Source organism: Zobellella maritima (genome assembly GCF_003075035.1).
Lineage (GTDB): Bacteria > Pseudomonadota > Gammaproteobacteria > Enterobacterales > Aeromonadaceae > Oceanimonas > Oceanimonas maritima.
Window position 1 is genome coordinate 2,105,562 of sequence record NZ_QCZE01000001.1, and the last position, 18,636, is coordinate 2,124,197.

The following is an 18,636-nucleotide window of genomic DNA, read 5'->3' on the forward strand; positions in this document are numbered from 1 at the left end:
AGCTTATGCCTCTCGCTTGAGCTGACGGCGGGTATGGCCGTCCAGGCCCCCTTCCACCGCCCACTCGGTAAACAGCTCGAGCTTGTGCTCCATGGTTCTTGGCTGCCAGGCCGAGGTCAGGTAGTCGTCGTTGGTGTAGTACTCGAAGGCACCACCCAAGGGGCTGTTGACATACCAGAAATAGGCGGAAGAGATCGGATGGCGGCCCGGGCCGAGGAAGGTGGACCAGCCCTTGCGGTTCATCGCCATGCCGGCGCCGATCACTTCATGGATATCCCGCACCGTAAAGGCGACGTGGTTCAGCCCGGCCGGTTTGCCCGGCACGTGCAACAGGAAGATGTCATGATGATGGCCTTCGGCGGCACAGCGCATAAAGGCGCCCTTGCCCTCATAGCAATCGGACAGGTGGAAACCCAGCCGGTCGCGATAGAAGGCTTCGGTGGTGGCCAGATCCGGGGTGAAAAACACCACATGGCCGACGCCGATCGGCTCGCCCCGCTCATAGACGGGGCTGGCTTCATCCACCCGGCGGATATCGCCGTACTGGTTGATCGGCGCTACTTGCAGCTCAACCGGACTCAGGGAGCTGACCCGGAAGGTCAGGCTCATACCGTTGGGGTCGCGGCAGCTCAGGCTGTCGGCCGTGCGGACGAAGCCTTCGCAACCGGCCAGACGGTCGGCCAGGATATCGAGATCGGCCGCATCACTCAGACCCCAGACCACTTCGCGCAAGGTCGAGCCCGGCTCGAACGCCGACGGCAGGCGGGCGTCGTCCGCATCAAACAGATAAATGCGGCTCTGATTCAGGGTGCTGTAGAGATCGGCGCCGTCAATATCGCTCTGTATCTGGGTCAGACCGAAGTCGGCCAGGAAACCGGCTGCTTTCTGTCTGTCCTCTACCCCGAATTTCAGGGCTTCAATTCCGGTAATCTTCATGTTCACACTCTCTTTATGGTTGACTCGTCAGTACACCTGCGACCGGAATAAGGGCTCAGTTGAAAACGAAGCCGCCGTTCACCGGCAGGGTCTGTCCTGTCACGAAGGAGGATAGATCCGACAACAGGTAGAGCACGGCACCGTTGACATCTTCGGGCAACTGAGGCCGGGACAGGGCTCGGCCGTCGACATACTGGTCGTGGCGGGCCTTGGGCACGTATTCGGTGGCCTCCACCAGGGTCAGGCCCGGGCAGATGACATTGACGCAGATATTGAACTCACCCAACTCCCGAGCCATGGAGCGGGTCATGGAGATCACCGCCCCCTTGCTCGCCACATAGGCCATCAGCCTGGGCGCGCCCCATAGCGCGGTGTCGGAGGCGATATTGACAATCTTGCCCGCCGCCGAGCCTTTCAGATAAGGCACCGCCGCCCGGGAAATCAGCCAGGTGCCGCGCACATTGACGGTCATCACCCGGTCCCAGACCTCGATATCCAGCTCGGTCATGTCGACGCCGCCGATCCCGGTGGCGATGGCACCGCAGTTGACCAGGCCGTCGAGGCCACCCAGCCAGTCGGCCGCCTGCTTGACACAGGCGTCGATGGACTCGGGACTGGCGAGATCCAGGGCCAGGCCCAGGGCCCGGTAGCCTTCACCGGCCAGCTTTTCGGCCTCTTGCCGCACCTGCTCGGCAAGAATATCGGCCATCACCAACTCAGCGCCGGCCACACAGGCCGCCCGGGCGAAGTCTCGGCCCAGGCCGCGGGCCCCGCCGGTTATCAGCAGCTTCTTGCCTTGCAGTAAGTTATGCATGGTTCCCGGCCTCTTTTTCAGCCAGTTCGGCCAGCCGCGCCAGCTGCTGTTCGGCGGTTTTCTTCATCAGCCGGCGCAGCCGCGACAGGCCCACATCATGCTGATAGAGGAATTCATGCTGGCGGGCGTCGGGAGCCATCTGCTCGAGGATGATGCGATCCTGCTCCAGCACGTCCCAGTGGAGCTTTTCCAGGTGGCTGCGGTACATAAAGCGCCATGCCTGCCGCTGCCAGCCGCTTACCTTGCGCGCCCGCCAGAAAAACACCCGGGTATGGAGCTCATCTACCGGGGTAGCGATACCGACAATCCAGAATTCACCACCCGGACCGAATTGCTTGCGGTAAGGAATCGACAGGCGCAGCCAGTCTGTGCCGCTGCTGCCATATTCGACCCAGTCGAAATTGACGCCACTCTGGCCGACTTTTTCGAAGATAAAGCCGTGTTTGGTGTTACGCGCGCGCATGTCGGCGCTACGATCGCCTTCGGCCATGGAATGGGAAGTACCGTGCAGGTAGCTGCCGTGCATGGGGTCCATGACGTTATCGATGGCATAGCGGTAATTCACCGCCCAGTCGGCCTGACACAGGAAGCTGCTCCATTCCTCGCTTTCCAGTTGCTCGGGCAGTTCCAGGTCGGCCGGAGCCGCGCCCGCATCCAGGCCGAACCAGAGGAAGATGGCATCGTGTTTTTCAATCACCGGATAGGATCGCAGGCATTTGCTGCCGGTCATTGGGCAGGCGCTGACTGCGGGGACATCGGCGACCACACCATCACCCTTGACCTCTACCCCGTGATACCAGCAGGCCACCCGATCACCCAGGTTCCAGCCCAGGGACAGGCGTGCGCCCCGATGCGGGCAACGATCTTCCAGGGCATGGACCTGGCCTTCGGCATCGCGCCACAGCACGATGTTTTCACCCAGCCGGGTGATACCGACCGGACTGTTGCCCACTTCCCAGCTGGCCACCACCGGATACCAGCGATCCCGCAAGCCAAAATCCAAATGCCGCTCTACTGCTGCAAGCTCTTGATTCATAATTGTCTATTCCTATTCCGCAAGCCGGGCGCTCAGTAACCGAGACGCGCCATTTCGTCCTGAAAATTCGAGGTGGTCCACACCTCACCCGCTTCATTTCTCAGCCCCTGGCCATTGAGGGCCGACACCAGCTCGTCCAGTTCATAGGCGCCGGCGGCAAAGGCCTGTTCCAGGTGCGCAACCAGATCCAGCTCGTAACGGGTCGGTTCCCGATAGCGGTTTTGCCAAATCACGTTCTGGGTCTGACCCGGGATCTGGATGTTGTTGATACCGGCTTCTTGAGCCGGCTCGTTTTTCAGCCAGGCGGCCAGTTTGGGGTTGAAGTTTTCCATTGTGCTGTTCCTTGTCATGCCATGTTCAGCAGTACGTCGTCACCCTCGACCCGTACTTCGTAGATATGGAGGTCACGACAGCCTGGGCCACTTTGCAGCTTGCCGGTGGGGATATCGAAGATGGCTTCGTGCAGCGGGCACTCGACGGTGCGGCCCTCGATAAAGCCCTCGGTAAGCAGGGCATAGGCATGAGGACAGATGTCCTCGATGGCATGAAGGCGGTCATCCAGCTTGAACACGCCGATCTCTTTACCGTCGATTTTGACGGATAGCGGGCTCTCATCAGAGATATCGCCCAGCTTGCAGATGGAAACCCAGTTCATGGCTATGTCGCTCCTTTGTTTCATATACAAAACAATGTTTCACTAATAAAACAAGGTTAGATCTTAGATACATGGCTTGTCAACTCCATGTATTCCGATTGTTAAAATTTTTCAGTGGCTGAGAGGGCCCTGCATAGAACGGGAAATTTTTTGGAAAGGGTCGTAAAAAAACGCCATGCCCTTAGGGCATGGCGTTTTGAGGTAAGCGGAGGCTAGCTTCAGAACTGGGGGTTGTTGATACTCAGAGTGCGGGACAAAACCTGGGACGCAGTTACCACCTCATCCTTGATACGGCCTTCAAATTCCTCGCGAGGGAATGCGCTGATAGGGCAACTAACCGAGACAGACGCGATCATGGTGTGATCACTCAAACGGTAAACAGGCGAAGCACAGGCAGCCATGCCGGGATTGAAATAACCCCAGCTGATCAGGGCGGACAAACCACGCACTTCATGGATGCGGGCGATTAGCTCGTCCAGGTTGCCCGGCGTGCCTTCGGTGAAGGTTTCCCACTGATAATCCTGATACAACTCGCGGATGGCCTCATCGGTCAGATCAGACAGCAGCTGCTGGCCGGTAACGGTGGCATGGGCCGGCCAGCGAGTACCTATTCCGACGGTGCTGGTAAAGGGGCCAGTCGCCTGGCAGCGATCGACGAAGACGATATCCCGCCCCTGGCGGATAACCAGGTGACAGGCCAGACTGGTGTCGTCCCGCAAACGGGCCAGCACCGGCCGAGAGGGCTCAAGCAGGTCCAGGCTGGACAAATAGGTAAAACCCAGCTCCAGCACCTTGGAGTCCAGGGCGTAACGCCGGGAGTCTCCGGATTTATGCAGGAAACCGCAATGCTCCAGGGTATAGGCGATACGAAAGGCACTGGAGCGATTCGATCCTATGATGTCGGCCAGCTCGGAAACAGACAGTTCCTTCTTTTCGTTGCTAAACGCCTGTAATGCCGCCAGCCCTCTTACCAAACCAGGCACTATATATCGGTCGTCGGTATCCATATTCCACTCATGCCGCCATATTAATGTTGAACTACAAATACAAATTTCAGCATGGAGCTTCCCACCCGTCAAATGGTTAATGCACCACGACTTGGCTAGGATATTGGTCTATATCCTGTATTTTTTTCCCTACTTTCGCCCACCGACGAGCAAAATATTTCGCTTATCACTCCCCTGGCCACGTGATACAAATGATCGTCCTGTTAATGGAAGTGCCCAATGAAAATCAAAATAAGAAAAGGCATGCTGACCCTTTCCCTGCTGGCCGTCCTCTGGCTGCCACTGCTAGGGGTCGCCGCCACCATCGACAAGCATGCCGACAAGCCGGTCTGGATGGATTGGACTTTTTTCGGTAATACCGTGATCACGGCGACCCTGAGCCGCTGGAGCAGCCGTAACGACTGATAGACTCGCCGCATGGATGCGGTTTTCTCTCGGCATATCAATATGCCTCCCGTTCCACCGCCCTTCCCGATCTTGATCGCCGCATTATCCTCTGAATAAGTTCACGTCTGTTTTTTGTGATCCCGTTAAAAGTGTATCAACAAAACAATAAAAATAATGGATCATATTGCTAACAACAACATATAAAAAGGGTGACATGCTGAGCCGTTAAAACCCCAAAATATTAACACAAGGATGGATACACAATGAGACTGAAATCAACGCTGCTTCTTGCCACCTCCCTTGCCCTCGTGCCGCTCACCGCAGCCCATGCCGCCGACGAGCAGAAAATTGCCGTACTAATCCCGGGCAAACACAACGACAATGGCTTTATGGAAGCCGCCTACAGCGGCTATGAGAAGATCAAGGCGGAGCTGCCTATTGAAGCCAGCTATGTATCCAATATATCCGCCACATCGGATCCGGCACTACTCACTGAAGCCATGCGCAAGCTGGCCCAGGACGGCCCCGACATGATCATCGCCCATGGCGGCCAGTGCAACGGCCCGGCCGAAATCGTCAGCCAGGAATTCCCCGATATCAAGTTCGTGGTGATCCAGGGCCATGTGCAGGGCCCCAACCTGTCCAGTTACGTGGTGCGCCAGGAAGACTCGGCCTGGCTGGCCGGCGCCCTGGCAGGCCTGACCACAAAATCAAACGTGGTTGGCCATATTTCCGGCGCCTGGCCCAAGCCCGGGCTGATAGGCCGCGCCGCCTTCTATGACGGCCTGATGCACGTCAATCCCGATGCCCAATTCCTGACCTGGTTCACCGGCGATCTGGACAACACCGGCATCAACGGCCAGGCTGCCGCCGCCGAAATCGCCAACGGCGCCGATGTGATCTACACCATGCTCAATGCCGGCCGCCAGGGCGTGATCGACGAGATCAAGTCCCACGACGGCAAGGTGCGCCATATCGGCAATGTCTCCGACTGGACCCAAGTCGACCCGTCCTTCGTCGGCTCGGCGGTGGCCGATGCCAGCGTCGCCATCCTCAACGCCGCCCGCGACCTCACCTCCGGCGACTGGCAGCCCAACCAGATCCGAGAGATCGGCCTGGGCAAGGGGGACGTGGTGAAACTGGCGCTGGCCGATGATGTGTCCCCGGAAGTGAAACAGCAGCTGGACGAGCTGGCCGCCAAGATCATCAGCGGCGAAATCACCATCTCCACCCGCTACGACGGCCAGGAATTCAACCCGGCCAGCGGCGAATTCGTGGATCAGTCGTTCAAGGAAACCCAGAAGACCAAATCCTGATAAACACTCCCGCTCTCCGCGCAGGGTTTGGTAGTTTGTCTGCTGACAAAAGCCGTCAGGTACACCGTAAAACGAAGCACCAGCAAGGTTGCCTGCGCCGACAAGCTTCAAAGTAAGTCTCTCATCTGTAAAGCCTGCTGCGAACATTCACCGGATGTTCGGTCAGGTTTTGCAGCTTCGTCACGGCGATCAAGCTCGCCCCATGGCCGCTCGGCACATGCCATCCCTGGCATGTGCCGGTCGGCTACGGCAATCCCGGCTGCTGCTACATGCAACCCCGGCGTTGCCTGCTACTGGACGCCAGACGGCCTTTACCCGCAAAAACACCCTGCCCCACATTAAAGCTGCGCTTTCACCCCACTCGCCACTGGCATTCCCCGCCCAGCCAAGTACCATATACGCCATCGCTGTTCGGTTGGCTGCCGGCTGAGGGCATACCCCCCACTCAGGCCCGTCAGGCAATCAGTTAATCCTCTGAATTATCAGGACAAAGTGAAATGGCTCAATTTGTTTACAGCATGAATCGCGTGGGCAAGGTAGTTCCGCCCAAGCGTCATATTCTGAAGAATATCTCCCTGTCGTTTTTCCCCGGCGCCAAGATAGGCGTACTGGGTCTGAACGGCGCCGGTAAATCCACCCTGCTGCGCATCATGGCCGGCCTGGACACCGAAATCGAGGGTGAAGCCCGTCCCCAGCCCGGCATCAATATCGGCTACCTGCCCCAGGAGCCTAAACTGAAACCGGAACAGACAGTACGCGAAGCCGTTGAAGAAGCCGTGGCCGAAGTGGCCGGCGCGCTCAAGGAGCTGGACGACGTCTATGCCGCCTATGCGGATCCGGACGCCGACTTCGACAAGCTGGCCAAGCGCCAGGGCGAGCTGGAAGCCATCATCCAGGCCCACGACGGTCACAACCTGGACAATCAGCTGGAGCGGGCCGCCGATGCCCTGCGCCTGCCGCCCTGGGACGCGAAGATCGACAAGCTGTCCGGGGGTGAGCGCCGCCGGGTGGCGATGTGCCAGCTGCTGCTGGAAAAACCGGACATGCTGCTGCTGGACGAACCCACCAACCACCTGGACGCAGAGTCCGTGGCCTGGCTGGAGCGCTTCCTGCACGACTACGAAGGCACCGTCGTGGCCATTACCCATGACCGTTACTTCCTCGACAATGTCGCCGGCTGGATCCTGGAGCTGGACCGGGGCGAAGGCATTCCCTGGGAAGGCAACTACTCCTCCTGGCTGGAGCAGAAAGACGCCCGCCTGTCCCAGGAACAGTCGTCCGAGGCCGCCCGCCAGAAGTCGATCCAGAAAGAACTGGAATGGGTGCGCCAGAACCCCAAGGGCCGCCAGGCCAAGTCCAAGGCCCGTATGGCGCGCTTCGAAGAGTTGCAGAACCAGGATTTCCAGAAGCGCAACGAAACCAACGAGCTGTTCATCCCGCCCGGACCGCGCCTGGGTGACAAGGTGATCGACGTTGCAAACCTGACCAAGTCCTACGGCGACCGGGTACTGATCGACGACCTGTCGTTCAGCATTCCCAAGGGCGCCATTGTCGGCATCATCGGTCCCAACGGTGCCGGTAAATCGACCCTGTTCCGCATGCTTACCGATGCCGAGCAGCCGGACTCCGGCAACATCACCCTGGGCGATACGGTGCAGCTGGCCTCGGTGGAACAGTTCCGCGACAGCATGGACGACAAGAAGACGGTGTGGGAAGAAGTTTCCGGCGGCCTGGACATGATGCGAATCGGTAATCTGGAGATCCCCAGCCGCGCCTACCTGGGCCGCTTCAACTTCAAGGGTGTCGATCAGCAGAAGCGGGTCGGCGAGCTGTCCGGCGGTGAACGCGGTCGCCTGCACATGGCCAAGCTGCTGCAGACCGGCGGCAACGTGCTGCTACTCGATGAACCGACCAACGATCTGGACGTGGAAACCCTGCGCGCCCTGGAAAACGCCCTGCTGGAATTCCCCGGCTGCGCCATGGTCATCTCCCACGACCGCTGGTTCCTCGACCGTATCGCCACCCATATCCTGGACTACAAGGACGAGGGCAAGGTGGAATTCTTCGAAGGCAACTTCACCGAATACGAAGAATGGAAGAAGAAAACCTACGGCGCCGAGGCCATCCAGCCGCATCGCATCAAGTACAAGAAAATCGCCAAGTAAGGCGTTCTTCCTGACTATAAGTACCAAAGCCCGCATGACGCGGGCTTTGGTCTGCTTATTCCCAGTACTGATTCCACAGAGCCTGAACCTCGATCGGGCTCTGCCTGCCGCGCTAAAAAAGCAAACCCTGTCCCCTGGCTGCTCCTGATATATGCTTTGAGCATGCGTGTTTTGTTCATCCCATAACGGTTGGCCGTTTGCCTGGCCCCCCATATGGCGACACCGGAGCTTACAATGAAAGTCATCCATTCCGTTTTAATCCTGCTCTGCATCTCGTGCAGCAGTGGCGCTTTCGGTCAGTCCGAATTAACCCAGGCCGAACTGAACCAGGCGGCGGGCCGGCATTATGCGTCGGCCGACTTTATGCTGAACAAGGCTTACTCGCAGCTGATGGCGGCCCTGAGCGGTGAGCGTAAAGACAGGCTGAAGCAAGCCCAGCAAGCCTGGATTACCTTTCGTGACGCCCATGCCGAGCTTGTCTCCAGCGCCTACGACGGGGGCTCGATCCAGCCGCTTGTACATACCCAGGCGCTGATCAACCTGACCGAACAGAGAACGGCCGAACTGACCAGGATGCACCTCACAGAAACGAAGCCATAACCAATACATTACCTACCCGGGCCGCCGTTTCTCTCTGTCACCGGCAACCAGAGATGGACAACCGGCAAGCAGGGGCTTCATTCTGCCTCGTGTCGCTCGGCCTCGATAGCTTGTGCCGTTTTCCCTGTAGTGCCGGTTTTATCCGTTATCCTGGCGCCAGGTGTGCACAGGCGATTGTGACAGCAGCGCTTCATCTGTGGATAAAGATTGATCGGACACCAAAGTTACATCCGGCTGAATAATGGCCCCTTTACCCTATATCAAGCTATAGAATAACCTTCCATTCAGTGGCATTCTGGTTGTTTTGATAATAATAAAGAACGGGATCCCTATGGACACACATGCCGCCCTGGCCCGGCTGGAGCCGGCCGATACCTGGTTGGGTTTCAAACATCTGCTGCCACTCTCCCTGTTTGTCGCCGTATTCGGGCTGGCCTTCGGCCTGGCCGCAACCCAGGTCGGCCTGGAGGACGACGCTATTATCCTGATGAGCACCCTGGTGTTTGCCGGTGCCTCCCAGTTTGCCGCGCTGGAGCTGTGGGGCACTCAGGTACCGCTGGTGCCGCTGGTGATCACCACCTTTGCCATCAATGCCCGCCATCTGCTGATGGGCGCCACCCTTTATCCCTGGCTGCGCCATCTGCCGCCACTGAAACGCTACGGCATCATGCTGTTCGCCTCCGACGCCAACTGGGCCATGGCCATGCAGGGTTTTCACCGGGGCGAGCGGGCGCTGGGCGTACTGTTTGGCGGCGGCTTGGCCATCTGGTCATTCTGGATCCTCGGCACCTGGCTCGGGCTCCATTTCGGCAACGCCATCGAAGACCCCTTTAATCTGGGGCTGGATATGGTAATGGGCTGCTTCCTGCTGGCCATGGTGGTCGGCGGACGCAAGGATCTGCGCAACCTGGTGATCTGGTCGGTAGCCGCGCTGTCGGCAATGCTGGCTTACTGGTACCTGCCTGCCAACAGCCATGTAGTAGTCGGCGCCCTGTCGGGCGGCGTACTCGGAGCCCTGTGGATGGAGAAAGAAAGCAAATGAACCTGGAAACCGCAGGTCTCGGCACCTTGCTGATTATCGGCATTATGGCGCTGGTCACGCTGGCCACCCGCTGGGGCGGGGTGTTGGTAATGTCCTTTATCCCCATCAACCGCCGGGTACAGCAGTTAATTAGCGCCATGTCCGGCTCCGTGCTGGTAGCCATCCTCACCCCGCTGGCGGTCAACGGCGACGGCGGCGCCCGGCTGGCCCTGCTGGCCACGGCGCTGACCATGGTGGTGCTTAAAAAACCGCTGCCGGCCATCGCCGCCGGTATCCTGGCTGCGGCCCTGTTTCGACAACTGGCTTGAGCCCGCCGTTCGAGCGCATCCCGAACGCCGTTTCGGGATGCGCCTTGCCTAATGACGCCGACGCTGTAACACTTCATCCTTGTCTGTCGGCTTGGCAATGCACCTGATGATCCTCTCTACCCTGCAACACACCTTTGGTTTCTCCACCCTGCGCCACGGTCAGCAGCAGGTGATCGAACGGCTGGTCGCCGGCCAGTCGGCGGCGGCGATCTTCCCCACCGGCTCGGGCAAGTCACTGTGCTATCAGCTGCCGGCACTGCTGCTGCCCCACCTGACCCTAGTGGTCTCGCCGCTGCTGGCGCTGATGAAGGATCAGCTGGACTTCCTGCACAGCAAGGGGATAGCCGCGGCCTCGATAGACTCCTCCCAGAGTCCGGAGCAAAGCCAGCAGGTGATGCAGGCGGTGCGGGAAGGCCGGCTGAAAGTGCTGATGATCTCGGTAGAAAGGCTCAAGAACGAGCGCTTTCGCCAGTTTATCGGCCAGATCCCCATTTCCCTGCTGGTGGTGGACGAAGCCCACTGCATCTCCGAGTGGGGCCATAACTTTCGCCCCGATTACCTGAAGCTGCCCCACTACCGCCAGCGCCTCAACATTCCCCAGGTATTGCTGCTGACCGCTACCGCCACCCCGGCGGTAATCGACGACATGCAGCGCAAGTTCGTCATCCCGCCCGAGAACCTGGTAGTGACCGGCTTCTATCGTCCCAACCTGCATCTGCAGGTGCAGCCGATGACAGAATCTCGCAAGATAGCCTCATTAACCACACTTATCGCCGATGATCCACGACCAGCCACCATCGTCTATGTGACCCTGCAACAGGGCGCCGAGTGGGTGGCCGAGCAGTTGCAGGCCAAAGGCATCGAGGCGCGCGCCTACCACGCAGGTATGGATCAGGATAGCCGCCAAGGGCTCCAGCAGGACTTCATGCAGGGCCGGGTGCCCTGTATCGTGGCCACCATCGCCTTCGGCATGGGCGTGGACAAGGCCGATATCCGCCGGGTGATCCACTATGATCTGCCCAAGTCCATCGAAAACTACAGTCAGGAAATCGGTCGCGCCGGGCGGGATGGCCACCCCTCCACCTGTACCCTGCTGGCCAACAAGACCGGCCTCAACGTGCTGGAAAACTTCGTCTACGGCGACACGCCCGAGCCGGAGGCCATCGTCGGCCTGCTACGAGAATTGCAACAGGCCGGCCCCCACTGGGAGCTGATGCTGACCCGGCTGTCCAATACCCACAATATTCGTCAGCTGCCGCTCAAGACCCTGCTGGTCTACCTGGAGCTTGATGGCATTATCTCGCCCCAATACAGCTATTTTTCCGATTATCGCTTCAAATTTATCGAGCCGAGAGAAAGCATTCTCGACCGCTTCCAGGGCGAGCGGAAAGCATTTCTCACCGCCGTGTTCGACGGCTCTCCGCTCGCCAGGAGCTGGTGCCAGGTGGATTTCGAAGCCATCTGGCAACGGAGCCGGGGCGAGCGAAAGCGGGTAGTCAGTGCCATCGATTATCTGCACGAACAGGGCTGGATCCAGCTGGAAAGCAAACAGATGGTCGAGGTCTATCGGGTGGTCAACAACCGCTTTTCGCCCGAGGCCGAAAGCGAGCGGCTGCACGGACTGTTTAAACACAAAGAGCAGAACGAGATCAACAGGCTACAGCAGATGATTGGCTTCTTCGAAAGCGAACACTGCCTCAGCCACCAGCTGGCCGGTTATTTCGCCGATCACAAGGCCCCCGAACGCTGTGGCCATTGCTCGGTGTGCGCCGGTCAGGTTGCCAGACTGCCGGCGCCCGCCATGGCACCCATGCCCGAACAGACCCAGTTGCAGGGTTGGTGCCACCCCCTGCAGGAAAAGCATGGACAGCCGCTTTCCGTCCATACCCTGGCCTGTTTCCTGTGCGGCATCAGTACACCGCTGCTGACCAGGCTGAAGGCCAAAAGCCTGGCCGGCTTCGGCCGGCTGGAACAATACCGCTTCGGCGACGTGGTGCAACAACTGACCCGCACCGGCTGACACAACCCCCGAGGTCCATGCCAAGCCTCCCATCCTGCTGCTGCCCCCTTCTCCGCTACCGGCCTACCGGTAGCGAGTCTTGCCAGACGAAACCCGTACCAATTCAAACCCGGCCCAGCTGGTCCTAACAAGTATAAATAGTCGCAATACATATTGATGCATATCAAATATACATTTATGATGCGGGCCATTAAGTTGCAAATCACATGTCTATTTATAGAGGCCGCCATGTTAGATACCCGTACCATCGAGCTCGTAAAGAGCACAGTCCCCCTGCTGGAATCCGCCAACACCGCCCTGACAGAACACTTCTACAAGCGCATGTTCCGCGACAACCCCGAGCTGAAGGATGTATTCAACCTCAGCCATCAGGCCTCCGGCCGCCAGCCTGCGGCGCTGTTTTCCGCCGTGCTCGCCTATGCCAGGAATATCGACAATCCGGCGGTACTAAGCGCGGCAGTCGAGCGTATCGCCCACAAGCATACCGGCTTCGCCATTCAGCCCGCCCAGTACGACATAGTGGGCCATCACCTGCTGGAAACCATCAGGGAACTGGCACCCGATGCGGCCACCCCCGAAGTAATCGACGCCTGGGCCCAAGCCTACGGCGCCCTGGCCAATATCTTTATCGGCCGTGAAGAACAGCTGTATCGGCAAAGCGAACAGAAAGACGGCGGCTGGCGCGGCACTCGGGCCTTTGTGGTGAAGGAAAAACAGCAGCAAAGCGAGCACATCGTCAGCTTCCTGCTGGCCCCGGCCGACGGAGGCCCGGTCGCCGCCTTCAAGCCCGGCCAGTACCTGACCCTGCACCTGGACAGCCCCAACCTGGAGCACAAGGAGTACCGGCAGTACTCCCTGTGCCAGGCTCCCAACGGCCGGGAATACCGTATTGCCGTCAAGCGTGAGCCGAACGGCGTGGCCTCCAACTTTATACATGACCAGGTACAGGTCGGTGACCAGCTGCTGGTGCTACCGCCGGCCGGAGACTTTTTCCTGGAAGTATCGGCGCACACCCCTGTGGTGCTGTTGTCGGGCGGGGTCGGCCTGACCCCGATGCTCGCCATGCTGGATCAACTGCTCAAGCAGGGCCACCCCGCCGACATTCACTGGCTGCATGCCTGCGAAAACGGCGCCCAGCACGCCTTTAAACAGGATATCCAGCAACAGCGCCAGGCCAATGCCAACCTGAATAGCCATGTCTGGTACCGCTCCCCGGCCGACACCGATCTGCCGGCGGAAGACTATGATGAGCTCGGCATAATGAATCTGAACGCCATGAAAAACAGCATTTACCTGGACGACGCCCACTACTATTTCTGCGGCCCCCTGCCCTTTATGGCCATGGTCAAAGACACCCTTATCGGCTGGGGCATCGCCGAAGAACGGCTGCATTACGAGGTGTTCGGCCCGCACCAGCAGCTCTGATCCCCCTTCATACCAGTCCCTGATCCCCTCATCCCCGCGCAAGCGGGGATAACCTCACCATAACCGTAAGGTCTGCCAGCAACCTGTACCGCCAGTCCACACCTCAGTGCCATGGCGGCTTTATCATTTCATCAATTGCTCGCTCGTCATTTCATCATTTAACCAAGTCCTCTCCTCTTCTTTTTCCGCACTCACTAAAAAATCCTTATAAAACAGATCATTAAATACCACTCCACAGTGGCACAGTTGTTGATAAAAGGTTAACGGAAGTTGGAAATCAACAGCTCGGGGCCGCGTTGACAATTTCAGTTGAAACCAGCCGGCCGCCCATTCAAACAACAAGGAGAAGTGATGACACTGGCATGCACAACAAGGAATAGAACCTATATTGGCGGGCTTAAGGCCGCCACCCTGACCCTCGCCATCCTGTCCGGCCCGACCTTGGCCGCCAACGGCCACTATGTGCCCGGGGTGGAAGGCATCAAGGGCTCAGTGGTGCCGCCTGCCGGCACCTATTACCGGGGCTATCTGGTGCACTACGATTTTGATGAAATCAAGCTGCCCGATGATAACAGCCTGTCCGCCAAGGGCAATGTAACCGCCCTGGCCAACCGCTTTATCCACATTACCGAGAAAAAGTTGCTCGGCGCCAATTACGGCGTCGAAACCATTATCCCTGTGCAGCGCAACGACTTCGACTTTGCCAGCAGCAAGGAATCCGGCGTGGGTGATATCTTTGTCAGCCCCATGGTGCTGGGCTGGCACGGCCGGCAGTGGGACGCGGTGTTCGCCGCCGGCATCTGGCTGGATACCGGCGACGACAGCAGTACCGAGCCCGCCGCCATCGGCAAGGGCTTCAAGACCACCATGCTGACCCTGGGCGGCACCTACTTCCCGGACGCTGCCAAAAGCTGGTCGGTCTCGGCCCTGTCCCGCTACGAAATCAAGTCGAAGCAAGACGAAACCGATATCACCCCGGGCGACAGCTGGCTGGTGGAATGGGGGATCGGCAAGCAGCTCGATAGCGGCCTGGAACTGGGGCTGGTTGGCTACAATGCCTGGCAGCTGGAAAACAGCAAGGGAGCACTGGTCGGCAAGGCTGAGAAGCATGCCCTGGGGGTGGAAGGCAGCTACTTCTGGCCGTCACTGATGCTGGGGCTGAACGCCGCCTACCTCAACGAGTACCAGGTGCAAAACGGGCCCAGTGGCGATCTGTTCCGCCTAACCCTGACCAAGGGGTTTTAAAGCCCGGGAGCCGGCGACCGCCGGCTCTGTTATTCCTGCTCCAGCTTTTTCATACGATAGGCCAGCGCCGGCCGGGTCAGCCCCAGGATGCGGGCAGCCCGGGACACATTGCCCTCGGCCGCCTTGAGGGCATGGCGGATCAGTGTCTGCTCCAGGTTTTCCAGGCTGAAGTCCTCGGTCAGCAGTTGGGCGCACCAGTCATCCGGCTCACCGTCCACGTCGCTGGCCGCTTCCCGCAGGGAACCGTCCTGGCGCACCTTACCCACCACAGAGCCGCTGTCCTTGAAGGTAGGAAAGAAGCTGCACACCTCTATCTCGTTGTTGTTATCGGTCAGTATGATGCCGCGCTCGATCAGGTTTTCCAGCTCGCGAATATTGCCCGGCCAGTCGTATGCCAGCAGGGCTTCCCGCGCCTTGTCGGTCACCCCCAGGATGCGTTTGTTGTAGATAGCCTGGTAACGATCCAGGAAATGCTGCACCAACAACGGTATGTCTTCCTTACGCTCACGCAGCGCAGGAATATACACCGGGAAGATATTCAGCCGATAGAACAGGTCCGCCCGGAAACGCCCCTCCCGCACCGCCTGCTGCAGATCCTCGTTGCTGGCGGTGACCACCCGCACATCTATGTTACGGGTACGCACATCCCCGACCCGCTCCAGCTCACCTTCCTGCAACACCCGTAGCAGGCTGGCCTGGGCCCGGGGCGACAGCTCCACCACCTCGTCCAGGAAGATGGTGCCGCCATCGGCCCGCTCGAACTTGCCCTCCCGACTCTGGGTGGCGCCGGTATAGGCGCCCTTCTCCACCCCGAACAGCTCAGCCTCTATCAGATCCGGCGGTATGCAGGCACAATTCACCGCCACAAAGGGCTTGTCGGCCCGGTCGCTGGCAACATGCAGGCCACGGGCGAACACCTCCTTGCCGACCCCGGTTTCCCCCTGCAGCAACACCGTCACCCGGCTACTCGAGGCCTTCTGGATAAGCCGGCACACCTGCCGGAAAGCAGCCGACTGGCCGATGGAGTTAAACACCCGGTAATCGTCTTCGCTGTCGTCACCCACACTGTCGCGCAACTTGACCAGCTCGCTTCTGAGCGCGAACAGCTCTTCCGCTACCGGATCCGGCAGCATAAACCGCTCAATTTCCGCCTTGTCTTCCCATTCATTGGCCGGCTTGCCGATGATACTGCAGTGCTCATCGCCCATGGCCACACAGCCTACTTCCTTGTAGATGACGGTCTGCCCCATGAAATAGCTGGTGTAGCCACTGGCGTAACCGAGCAGGGTCCAGCAGATGGGCTCCTCGGCCTGGCCGAACTCGTGCTGGTGCACGTCCGCCTCGTAGGAGTTGAACCAGTCGAACTCGCCGAGGAAGTGGCCCGTGTCCATGTCCAGCTCCAGCCGGGTAGGCACCACCTTGACCATACCCCTGATACCGTGCATCTGGGGGCCGGCCATAAAGCATTCTTCGCGGGCAATATGGGGGCGCACCTTGCGGGCGATCTCTGCGTCCTTCATGCCGGAATGATAGCCGAAGCGCATCAGGAAACGCTTGGCCCGCTGCACGCCAAGAGTTTCGATCAGCTCCTTGCGCAACAAGCCCATTACGGCGGCATGGATCAGCAGCATACGCTGCTCGTTGAACCAGATTTTCCCCTGCTCGCCGTCAAAACGGATGCCTGCGATCAGGTCACCGGTTTCGGGGATATTCAGGTTTTCAAGATCTCGCATCGGGCCTTTCGCTCCCAGTCCATGGCCACCGTCACCTCCTTACAGAGGTAGCGCCTGCCGCTGTATCTTGCCGGTTAGTGTATGGGCCCGCCCACCCGTTATCAATTGCTTAAATGGTTAACACAAAAACAACAAAGTTAATCAAATGATCAAACCCCTCTCAGGGCTTCGGCTCTCAAGCTACGCCGACTCAAAGCACAAAACAAAAAATAAATACTTAAAAATCAAAAATATAACAATAAATACCAGCATTTCCGCCGGCCTGGCACATTCTCTGCTTTATCAGGGTGGAGGCTAACCCAAGATTACATGCCATAAACAACCTGCAGGAGCTTAAAGGATGAGTGCCACCCTATCACAGCCAGCACAGGCGCAAGACGAAGCCAACACGCTGACCAAATATATCCGGGTGCGCAGCCGACCGGATGCCCGCTTCGTCGAGTTCGACTTTGCCATCGACGATCCCGGCCTGTTTGTCGAGCTGGTGCTGCCACGGGATGCCTTCGAGACCTTCTGCGCCACCAATAGGGTGGTTGCCATGACGCCGGAGCAGACCGAGGCCATCGACGCCGAGCTGGATAAGTGGCGCTACGGCGAAGAAACCCTGATGAGCCACAACCGCGACCAGGCCCAGTAACGAATTCCCAGCAAGGAGCAAGCAAGATGACACTGGAAATCAAAACCGCATCGGTGGAGCCAATACGCCAGACCTTTGCCAATATCGGCCGCCGCTTCGGCAACAAGCCGGCCACCCGCTACCAGGAGGCCACCTACGACGTACAGGCCGAGGCCAACTTCCACTATCGGCCGCTGTGGCAACCGGAAAAGGAGCTCAACGACAAGAGCCGCACCGCCATCGAAATGGCGGACTGGTACGGCTTCCGGGATCCGCGCCAGTTCTATTACGGCGCCTATGTGCAGCAGCGGGCCCGCATGCAGGAAGGGGCCGAGAACAATTACGCCTTTTTCGAAAAACGTGCGCTGGCCGCCAACCTGGACGACGGACTGAAAGCCGTCCTTACCCGCTTCCTGCTGCCCCTGCGCCATGTAGAGCAGGCCGCCAACCTCAACCATATGTACGGCGCCGACTACGGCTACGGCACCGCCATCACCCAGGCCCAGCTATTCGCCGGCATGGACCGGCTGGGCATGGCCCAGTACCTGTCCCGCATCGGTCTGTTGCTGGACGACAACAGCGGCGATGCCCTGACCCGGGCCAAGGAGCACTGGATGAGCGACCCGGCTTGGCAGGGGGTTCGCGCCCTGTGCGAGGAAACCCTGGTCACCAGGGACTGGTTTGAGCTGTTCGTGGCCCAGGCCCTGGTACTGGACACCCTGGTCAACGAACTCTGCTACCGCCGGCTCGACGCCTGGCTGGTGGCCAACGGCGGCCGCGATATCGGCCTGCTCACCGAATTCATGCAGGACTGCCACAAGGATCTGACCCGTTGGAGCGACAGTGTGTTCAAGATCGCCGTCGGCGAAAGCGAGCATAACCGCCGGCAACTGCAGCAATGGGTCCAGGTCTGGCGGGGCAAGGCCGCCGACGCCCTGACGCCACTGGCACTGGACATGCCGGGCGAAGGCGTCCTGGATGCCGCCCTCGTCGAGCTCGACAAGCGTATCGCCAAAGCAGGCCTCAACCAGTAAAGGAAGCAAGACAATGTCAAAGGTTTATCTCGCCCTGCAGGACAACGATCAGTCCCGCTATATCGTCGAGGCCATCGAGGAAGACAACCCCGAGGCCACCATCAATCATCAGCCGGCGATGATCCGCATCGAAAACGAGGATCAACTGGTGATCCGGCGTGAAACCGTCGAGGAAAAGCTGGGTCGGGACTGGGACGTGCAGGAGCTGCACCTCAACCTGATTACCCTGGGCGGCAATGTGGATGAAGACGAAGATCAACTCACGCTGAGCTGGAACAGTTAAGGGAGGAACAACTC

At 59.2% G+C, this 18,636-nt stretch carries 19 protein-coding genes; 12 read left to right on the forward strand and 7 right to left on the reverse strand.

The features are described from left to right. Positions 1-3: 3 nt before the first annotated feature. The 6 genes from DCS96_RS09700 to DCS96_RS09725 all read right to left on the reverse strand — a co-directional run bounded on the left by DCS96_RS09700 (position 4) and on the right by DCS96_RS09725 (position 4,448). A complete protein-coding gene (locus DCS96_RS09700; RefSeq protein ID WP_116474072.1) occupies positions 4-936 on the reverse strand; it encodes a VOC family protein in 933 nt (310 codons plus the stop codon). Positions 937-991: 55 nt separating this feature from the next. Next, positions 992-1,750, reverse strand: a complete 759-nt coding sequence (locus DCS96_RS09705) for an SDR family oxidoreductase (protein WP_116474073.1) — start codon at positions 1,748-1,750, stop codon at positions 992-994. Further along, entirely contained in the window at positions 1,743-2,786 is a 1,044-nt protein-coding gene (locus DCS96_RS09710) for an aromatic ring-hydroxylating oxygenase subunit alpha (RefSeq protein ID WP_116474074.1), read from the reverse strand. The genes DCS96_RS09705 and DCS96_RS09710 overlap by 8 nt, the downstream gene beginning before the upstream one ends. A gap of 32 nt (positions 2,787-2,818) precedes the next feature. After that, positions 2,819-3,118, reverse strand: coding sequence for a recombinase-like helix-turn-helix domain-containing protein (locus tag DCS96_RS09715; RefSeq protein WP_116474075.1), 300 nt, complete (start codon positions 3,116-3,118; stop codon positions 2,819-2,821). 14 nt (positions 3,119-3,132) lie between these two features. Continuing rightward, on the reverse strand, positions 3,133-3,441 hold the full coding sequence (locus tag DCS96_RS09720) for a non-heme iron oxygenase ferredoxin subunit (RefSeq protein WP_116474076.1): 309 nt from the start codon (positions 3,439-3,441) through the stop codon (positions 3,133-3,135). A 218-nt stretch (positions 3,442-3,659) separates the two neighbouring features. Continuing rightward, complete coding sequence (locus tag DCS96_RS09725; RefSeq protein ID WP_116474077.1) at positions 3,660-4,448, reverse strand: IclR family transcriptional regulator; 789 nt, start codon at positions 4,446-4,448, stop codon at positions 3,660-3,662. A gap of 219 nt (positions 4,449-4,667) precedes the next feature. On the opposite strand from DCS96_RS09725, the gene DCS96_RS09730 reads away from it, so the two are divergent. The 9 genes from DCS96_RS09730 to DCS96_RS09770 all read left to right on the forward strand — a co-directional run bounded on the left by DCS96_RS09730 (position 4,668) and on the right by DCS96_RS09770 (position 14,956). Continuing rightward, positions 4,668-4,853: a hypothetical protein gene (locus tag DCS96_RS09730; protein ID WP_116474078.1), complete on the forward strand. Its 186-nt coding sequence runs from the start codon at positions 4,668-4,670 to the stop codon at positions 4,851-4,853. A 245-nt stretch (positions 4,854-5,098) separates the two neighbouring features. Further along, on the forward strand, positions 5,099-6,151 hold the full coding sequence (locus DCS96_RS09735) for a BMP family protein (RefSeq protein WP_198649984.1): 1,053 nt from the start codon (positions 5,099-5,101) through the stop codon (positions 6,149-6,151). 497 nt (positions 6,152-6,648) lie between these two features. After that, entirely contained in the window at positions 6,649-8,316 is a 1,668-nt protein-coding gene (gene ettA, locus DCS96_RS09740; RefSeq protein ID WP_116474079.1) for an energy-dependent translational throttle protein EttA, read from the forward strand. Positions 8,317-8,550: 234 nt separating this feature from the next. Then, positions 8,551-8,916: a lysozyme inhibitor LprI family protein gene (locus DCS96_RS09745; RefSeq protein ID WP_157953614.1), complete on the forward strand. Its 366-nt coding sequence runs from the start codon at positions 8,551-8,553 to the stop codon at positions 8,914-8,916. A 331-nt stretch (positions 8,917-9,247) separates the two neighbouring features. Then, entirely contained in the window at positions 9,248-9,958 is a 711-nt protein-coding gene (locus tag DCS96_RS09750) for an AzlC family ABC transporter permease (protein ID WP_116474081.1), read from the forward strand. Further along, positions 9,955-10,266 carry an AzlD family protein gene (locus DCS96_RS09755; protein WP_116474082.1) on the forward strand — a complete coding sequence of 104 codons (312 nt, stop codon included), beginning with the start codon at positions 9,955-9,957 and terminating at the stop codon, positions 10,264-10,266. The genes DCS96_RS09750 and DCS96_RS09755 overlap by 4 nt, the downstream gene beginning before the upstream one ends. Positions 10,267-10,372: 106 nt before the next feature. Beyond that, entirely contained in the window at positions 10,373-12,286 is a 1,914-nt protein-coding gene (locus DCS96_RS09760) for a RecQ family ATP-dependent DNA helicase (RefSeq protein ID WP_116474595.1), read from the forward strand. A gap of 228 nt (positions 12,287-12,514) precedes the next feature. Further along, complete coding sequence (gene hmpA / locus DCS96_RS09765) at positions 12,515-13,711, forward strand: NO-inducible flavohemoprotein (protein ID WP_116474596.1); 1,197 nt, start codon at positions 12,515-12,517, stop codon at positions 13,709-13,711. 351 nt (positions 13,712-14,062) lie between these two features. Then, positions 14,063-14,956 (forward strand): SphA family protein, encoded by an 894-nt coding sequence (locus DCS96_RS09770; RefSeq protein WP_116474083.1) that lies wholly within the window; start codon positions 14,063-14,065, stop codon positions 14,954-14,956. 29 nt (positions 14,957-14,985) lie between these two features. Here DCS96_RS09770 and DCS96_RS09775 read toward each other — a convergent pair whose 3' ends face one another. Then, positions 14,986-16,689 (reverse strand): sigma-54-dependent Fis family transcriptional regulator, encoded by a 1,704-nt coding sequence (locus DCS96_RS09775; protein ID WP_116474084.1) that lies wholly within the window; start codon positions 16,687-16,689, stop codon positions 14,986-14,988. A 340-nt stretch (positions 16,690-17,029) separates the two neighbouring features. Between DCS96_RS09775 and DCS96_RS09780 the strand changes: the two genes are divergently transcribed. The 3 genes from DCS96_RS09780 to DCS96_RS09790 are packed head-to-tail and all read left to right on the forward strand — an operon-like array spanning position 17,030 to position 18,622. Further along, on the forward strand, positions 17,030-17,326 hold the full coding sequence (locus DCS96_RS09780; RefSeq protein ID WP_116474085.1) for a phenol hydroxylase subunit: 297 nt from the start codon (positions 17,030-17,032) through the stop codon (positions 17,324-17,326). A gap of 26 nt (positions 17,327-17,352) precedes the next feature. Beyond that, positions 17,353-18,339, forward strand: coding sequence for an aromatic/alkene monooxygenase hydroxylase subunit beta (locus DCS96_RS09785; protein ID WP_116474086.1), 987 nt, complete (start codon positions 17,353-17,355; stop codon positions 18,337-18,339). 13 nt (positions 18,340-18,352) lie between these two features. Continuing rightward, positions 18,353-18,622, forward strand: coding sequence for an MmoB/DmpM family protein (locus DCS96_RS09790; protein ID WP_116474087.1), 270 nt, complete (start codon positions 18,353-18,355; stop codon positions 18,620-18,622). The last annotated feature ends 14 nt before the right edge of the window (positions 18,623-18,636 follow it).

Excerpts from the sequence above, each read along its gene's own strand:
- DCS96_RS09700 (WP_116474072.1), bottom strand. The coding sequence starts at position 936 with ATGAAGATTACCGGAATTGAAGCCCTGAAATTCGGGGTAGAGGACAGA.
- DCS96_RS09705 (WP_116474073.1), bottom strand. The coding sequence starts at position 1,750 with ATGCATAACTTACTGCAAGGCAAGAAGCTGCTGATAACCGGCGGGGCC.
- DCS96_RS09710 (WP_116474074.1), bottom strand. The coding sequence starts at position 2,786 with ATGAATCAAGAGCTTGCAGCAGTAGAGCGGCATTTGGATTTTGGCTTG.
- DCS96_RS09715 (WP_116474075.1), bottom strand. The coding sequence starts at position 3,118 with ATGGAAAACTTCAACCCCAAACTGGCCGCCTGGCTGAAAAACGAGCCG.
- DCS96_RS09720 (WP_116474076.1), bottom strand. The coding sequence starts at position 3,441 with ATGAACTGGGTTTCCATCTGCAAGCTGGGCGATATCTCTGATGAGAGC.
- DCS96_RS09725 (WP_116474077.1), bottom strand. The coding sequence starts at position 4,448 with ATGGATACCGACGACCGATATATAGTGCCTGGTTTGGTAAGAGGGCTG.
- DCS96_RS09730 (WP_116474078.1), top strand. The coding sequence starts at position 4,668 with ATGAAAATCAAAATAAGAAAAGGCATGCTGACCCTTTCCCTGCTGGCC.
- DCS96_RS09735 (WP_198649984.1), top strand. The coding sequence starts at position 5,099 with ATGAGACTGAAATCAACGCTGCTTCTTGCCACCTCCCTTGCCCTCGTG.
- ettA (WP_116474079.1), top strand. The coding sequence starts at position 6,649 with ATGGCTCAATTTGTTTACAGCATGAATCGCGTGGGCAAGGTAGTTCCG.
- DCS96_RS09745 (WP_157953614.1), top strand. The coding sequence starts at position 8,551 with ATGAAAGTCATCCATTCCGTTTTAATCCTGCTCTGCATCTCGTGCAGC.
- DCS96_RS09750 (WP_116474081.1), top strand. The coding sequence starts at position 9,248 with ATGGACACACATGCCGCCCTGGCCCGGCTGGAGCCGGCCGATACCTGG.
- DCS96_RS09755 (WP_116474082.1), top strand. The coding sequence starts at position 9,955 with ATGAACCTGGAAACCGCAGGTCTCGGCACCTTGCTGATTATCGGCATT.
- DCS96_RS09760 (WP_116474595.1), top strand. The coding sequence starts at position 10,373 with ATGATCCTCTCTACCCTGCAACACACCTTTGGTTTCTCCACCCTGCGC.
- hmpA (WP_116474596.1), top strand. The coding sequence starts at position 12,515 with ATGTTAGATACCCGTACCATCGAGCTCGTAAAGAGCACAGTCCCCCTG.
- DCS96_RS09770 (WP_116474083.1), top strand. The coding sequence starts at position 14,063 with ATGACACTGGCATGCACAACAAGGAATAGAACCTATATTGGCGGGCTT.
- DCS96_RS09775 (WP_116474084.1), bottom strand. The coding sequence starts at position 16,689 with ATGCGAGATCTTGAAAACCTGAATATCCCCGAAACCGGTGACCTGATC.
- DCS96_RS09780 (WP_116474085.1), top strand. The coding sequence starts at position 17,030 with ATGAGTGCCACCCTATCACAGCCAGCACAGGCGCAAGACGAAGCCAAC.
- DCS96_RS09785 (WP_116474086.1), top strand. The coding sequence starts at position 17,353 with ATGACACTGGAAATCAAAACCGCATCGGTGGAGCCAATACGCCAGACC.
- DCS96_RS09790 (WP_116474087.1), top strand. The coding sequence starts at position 18,353 with ATGTCAAAGGTTTATCTCGCCCTGCAGGACAACGATCAGTCCCGCTAT.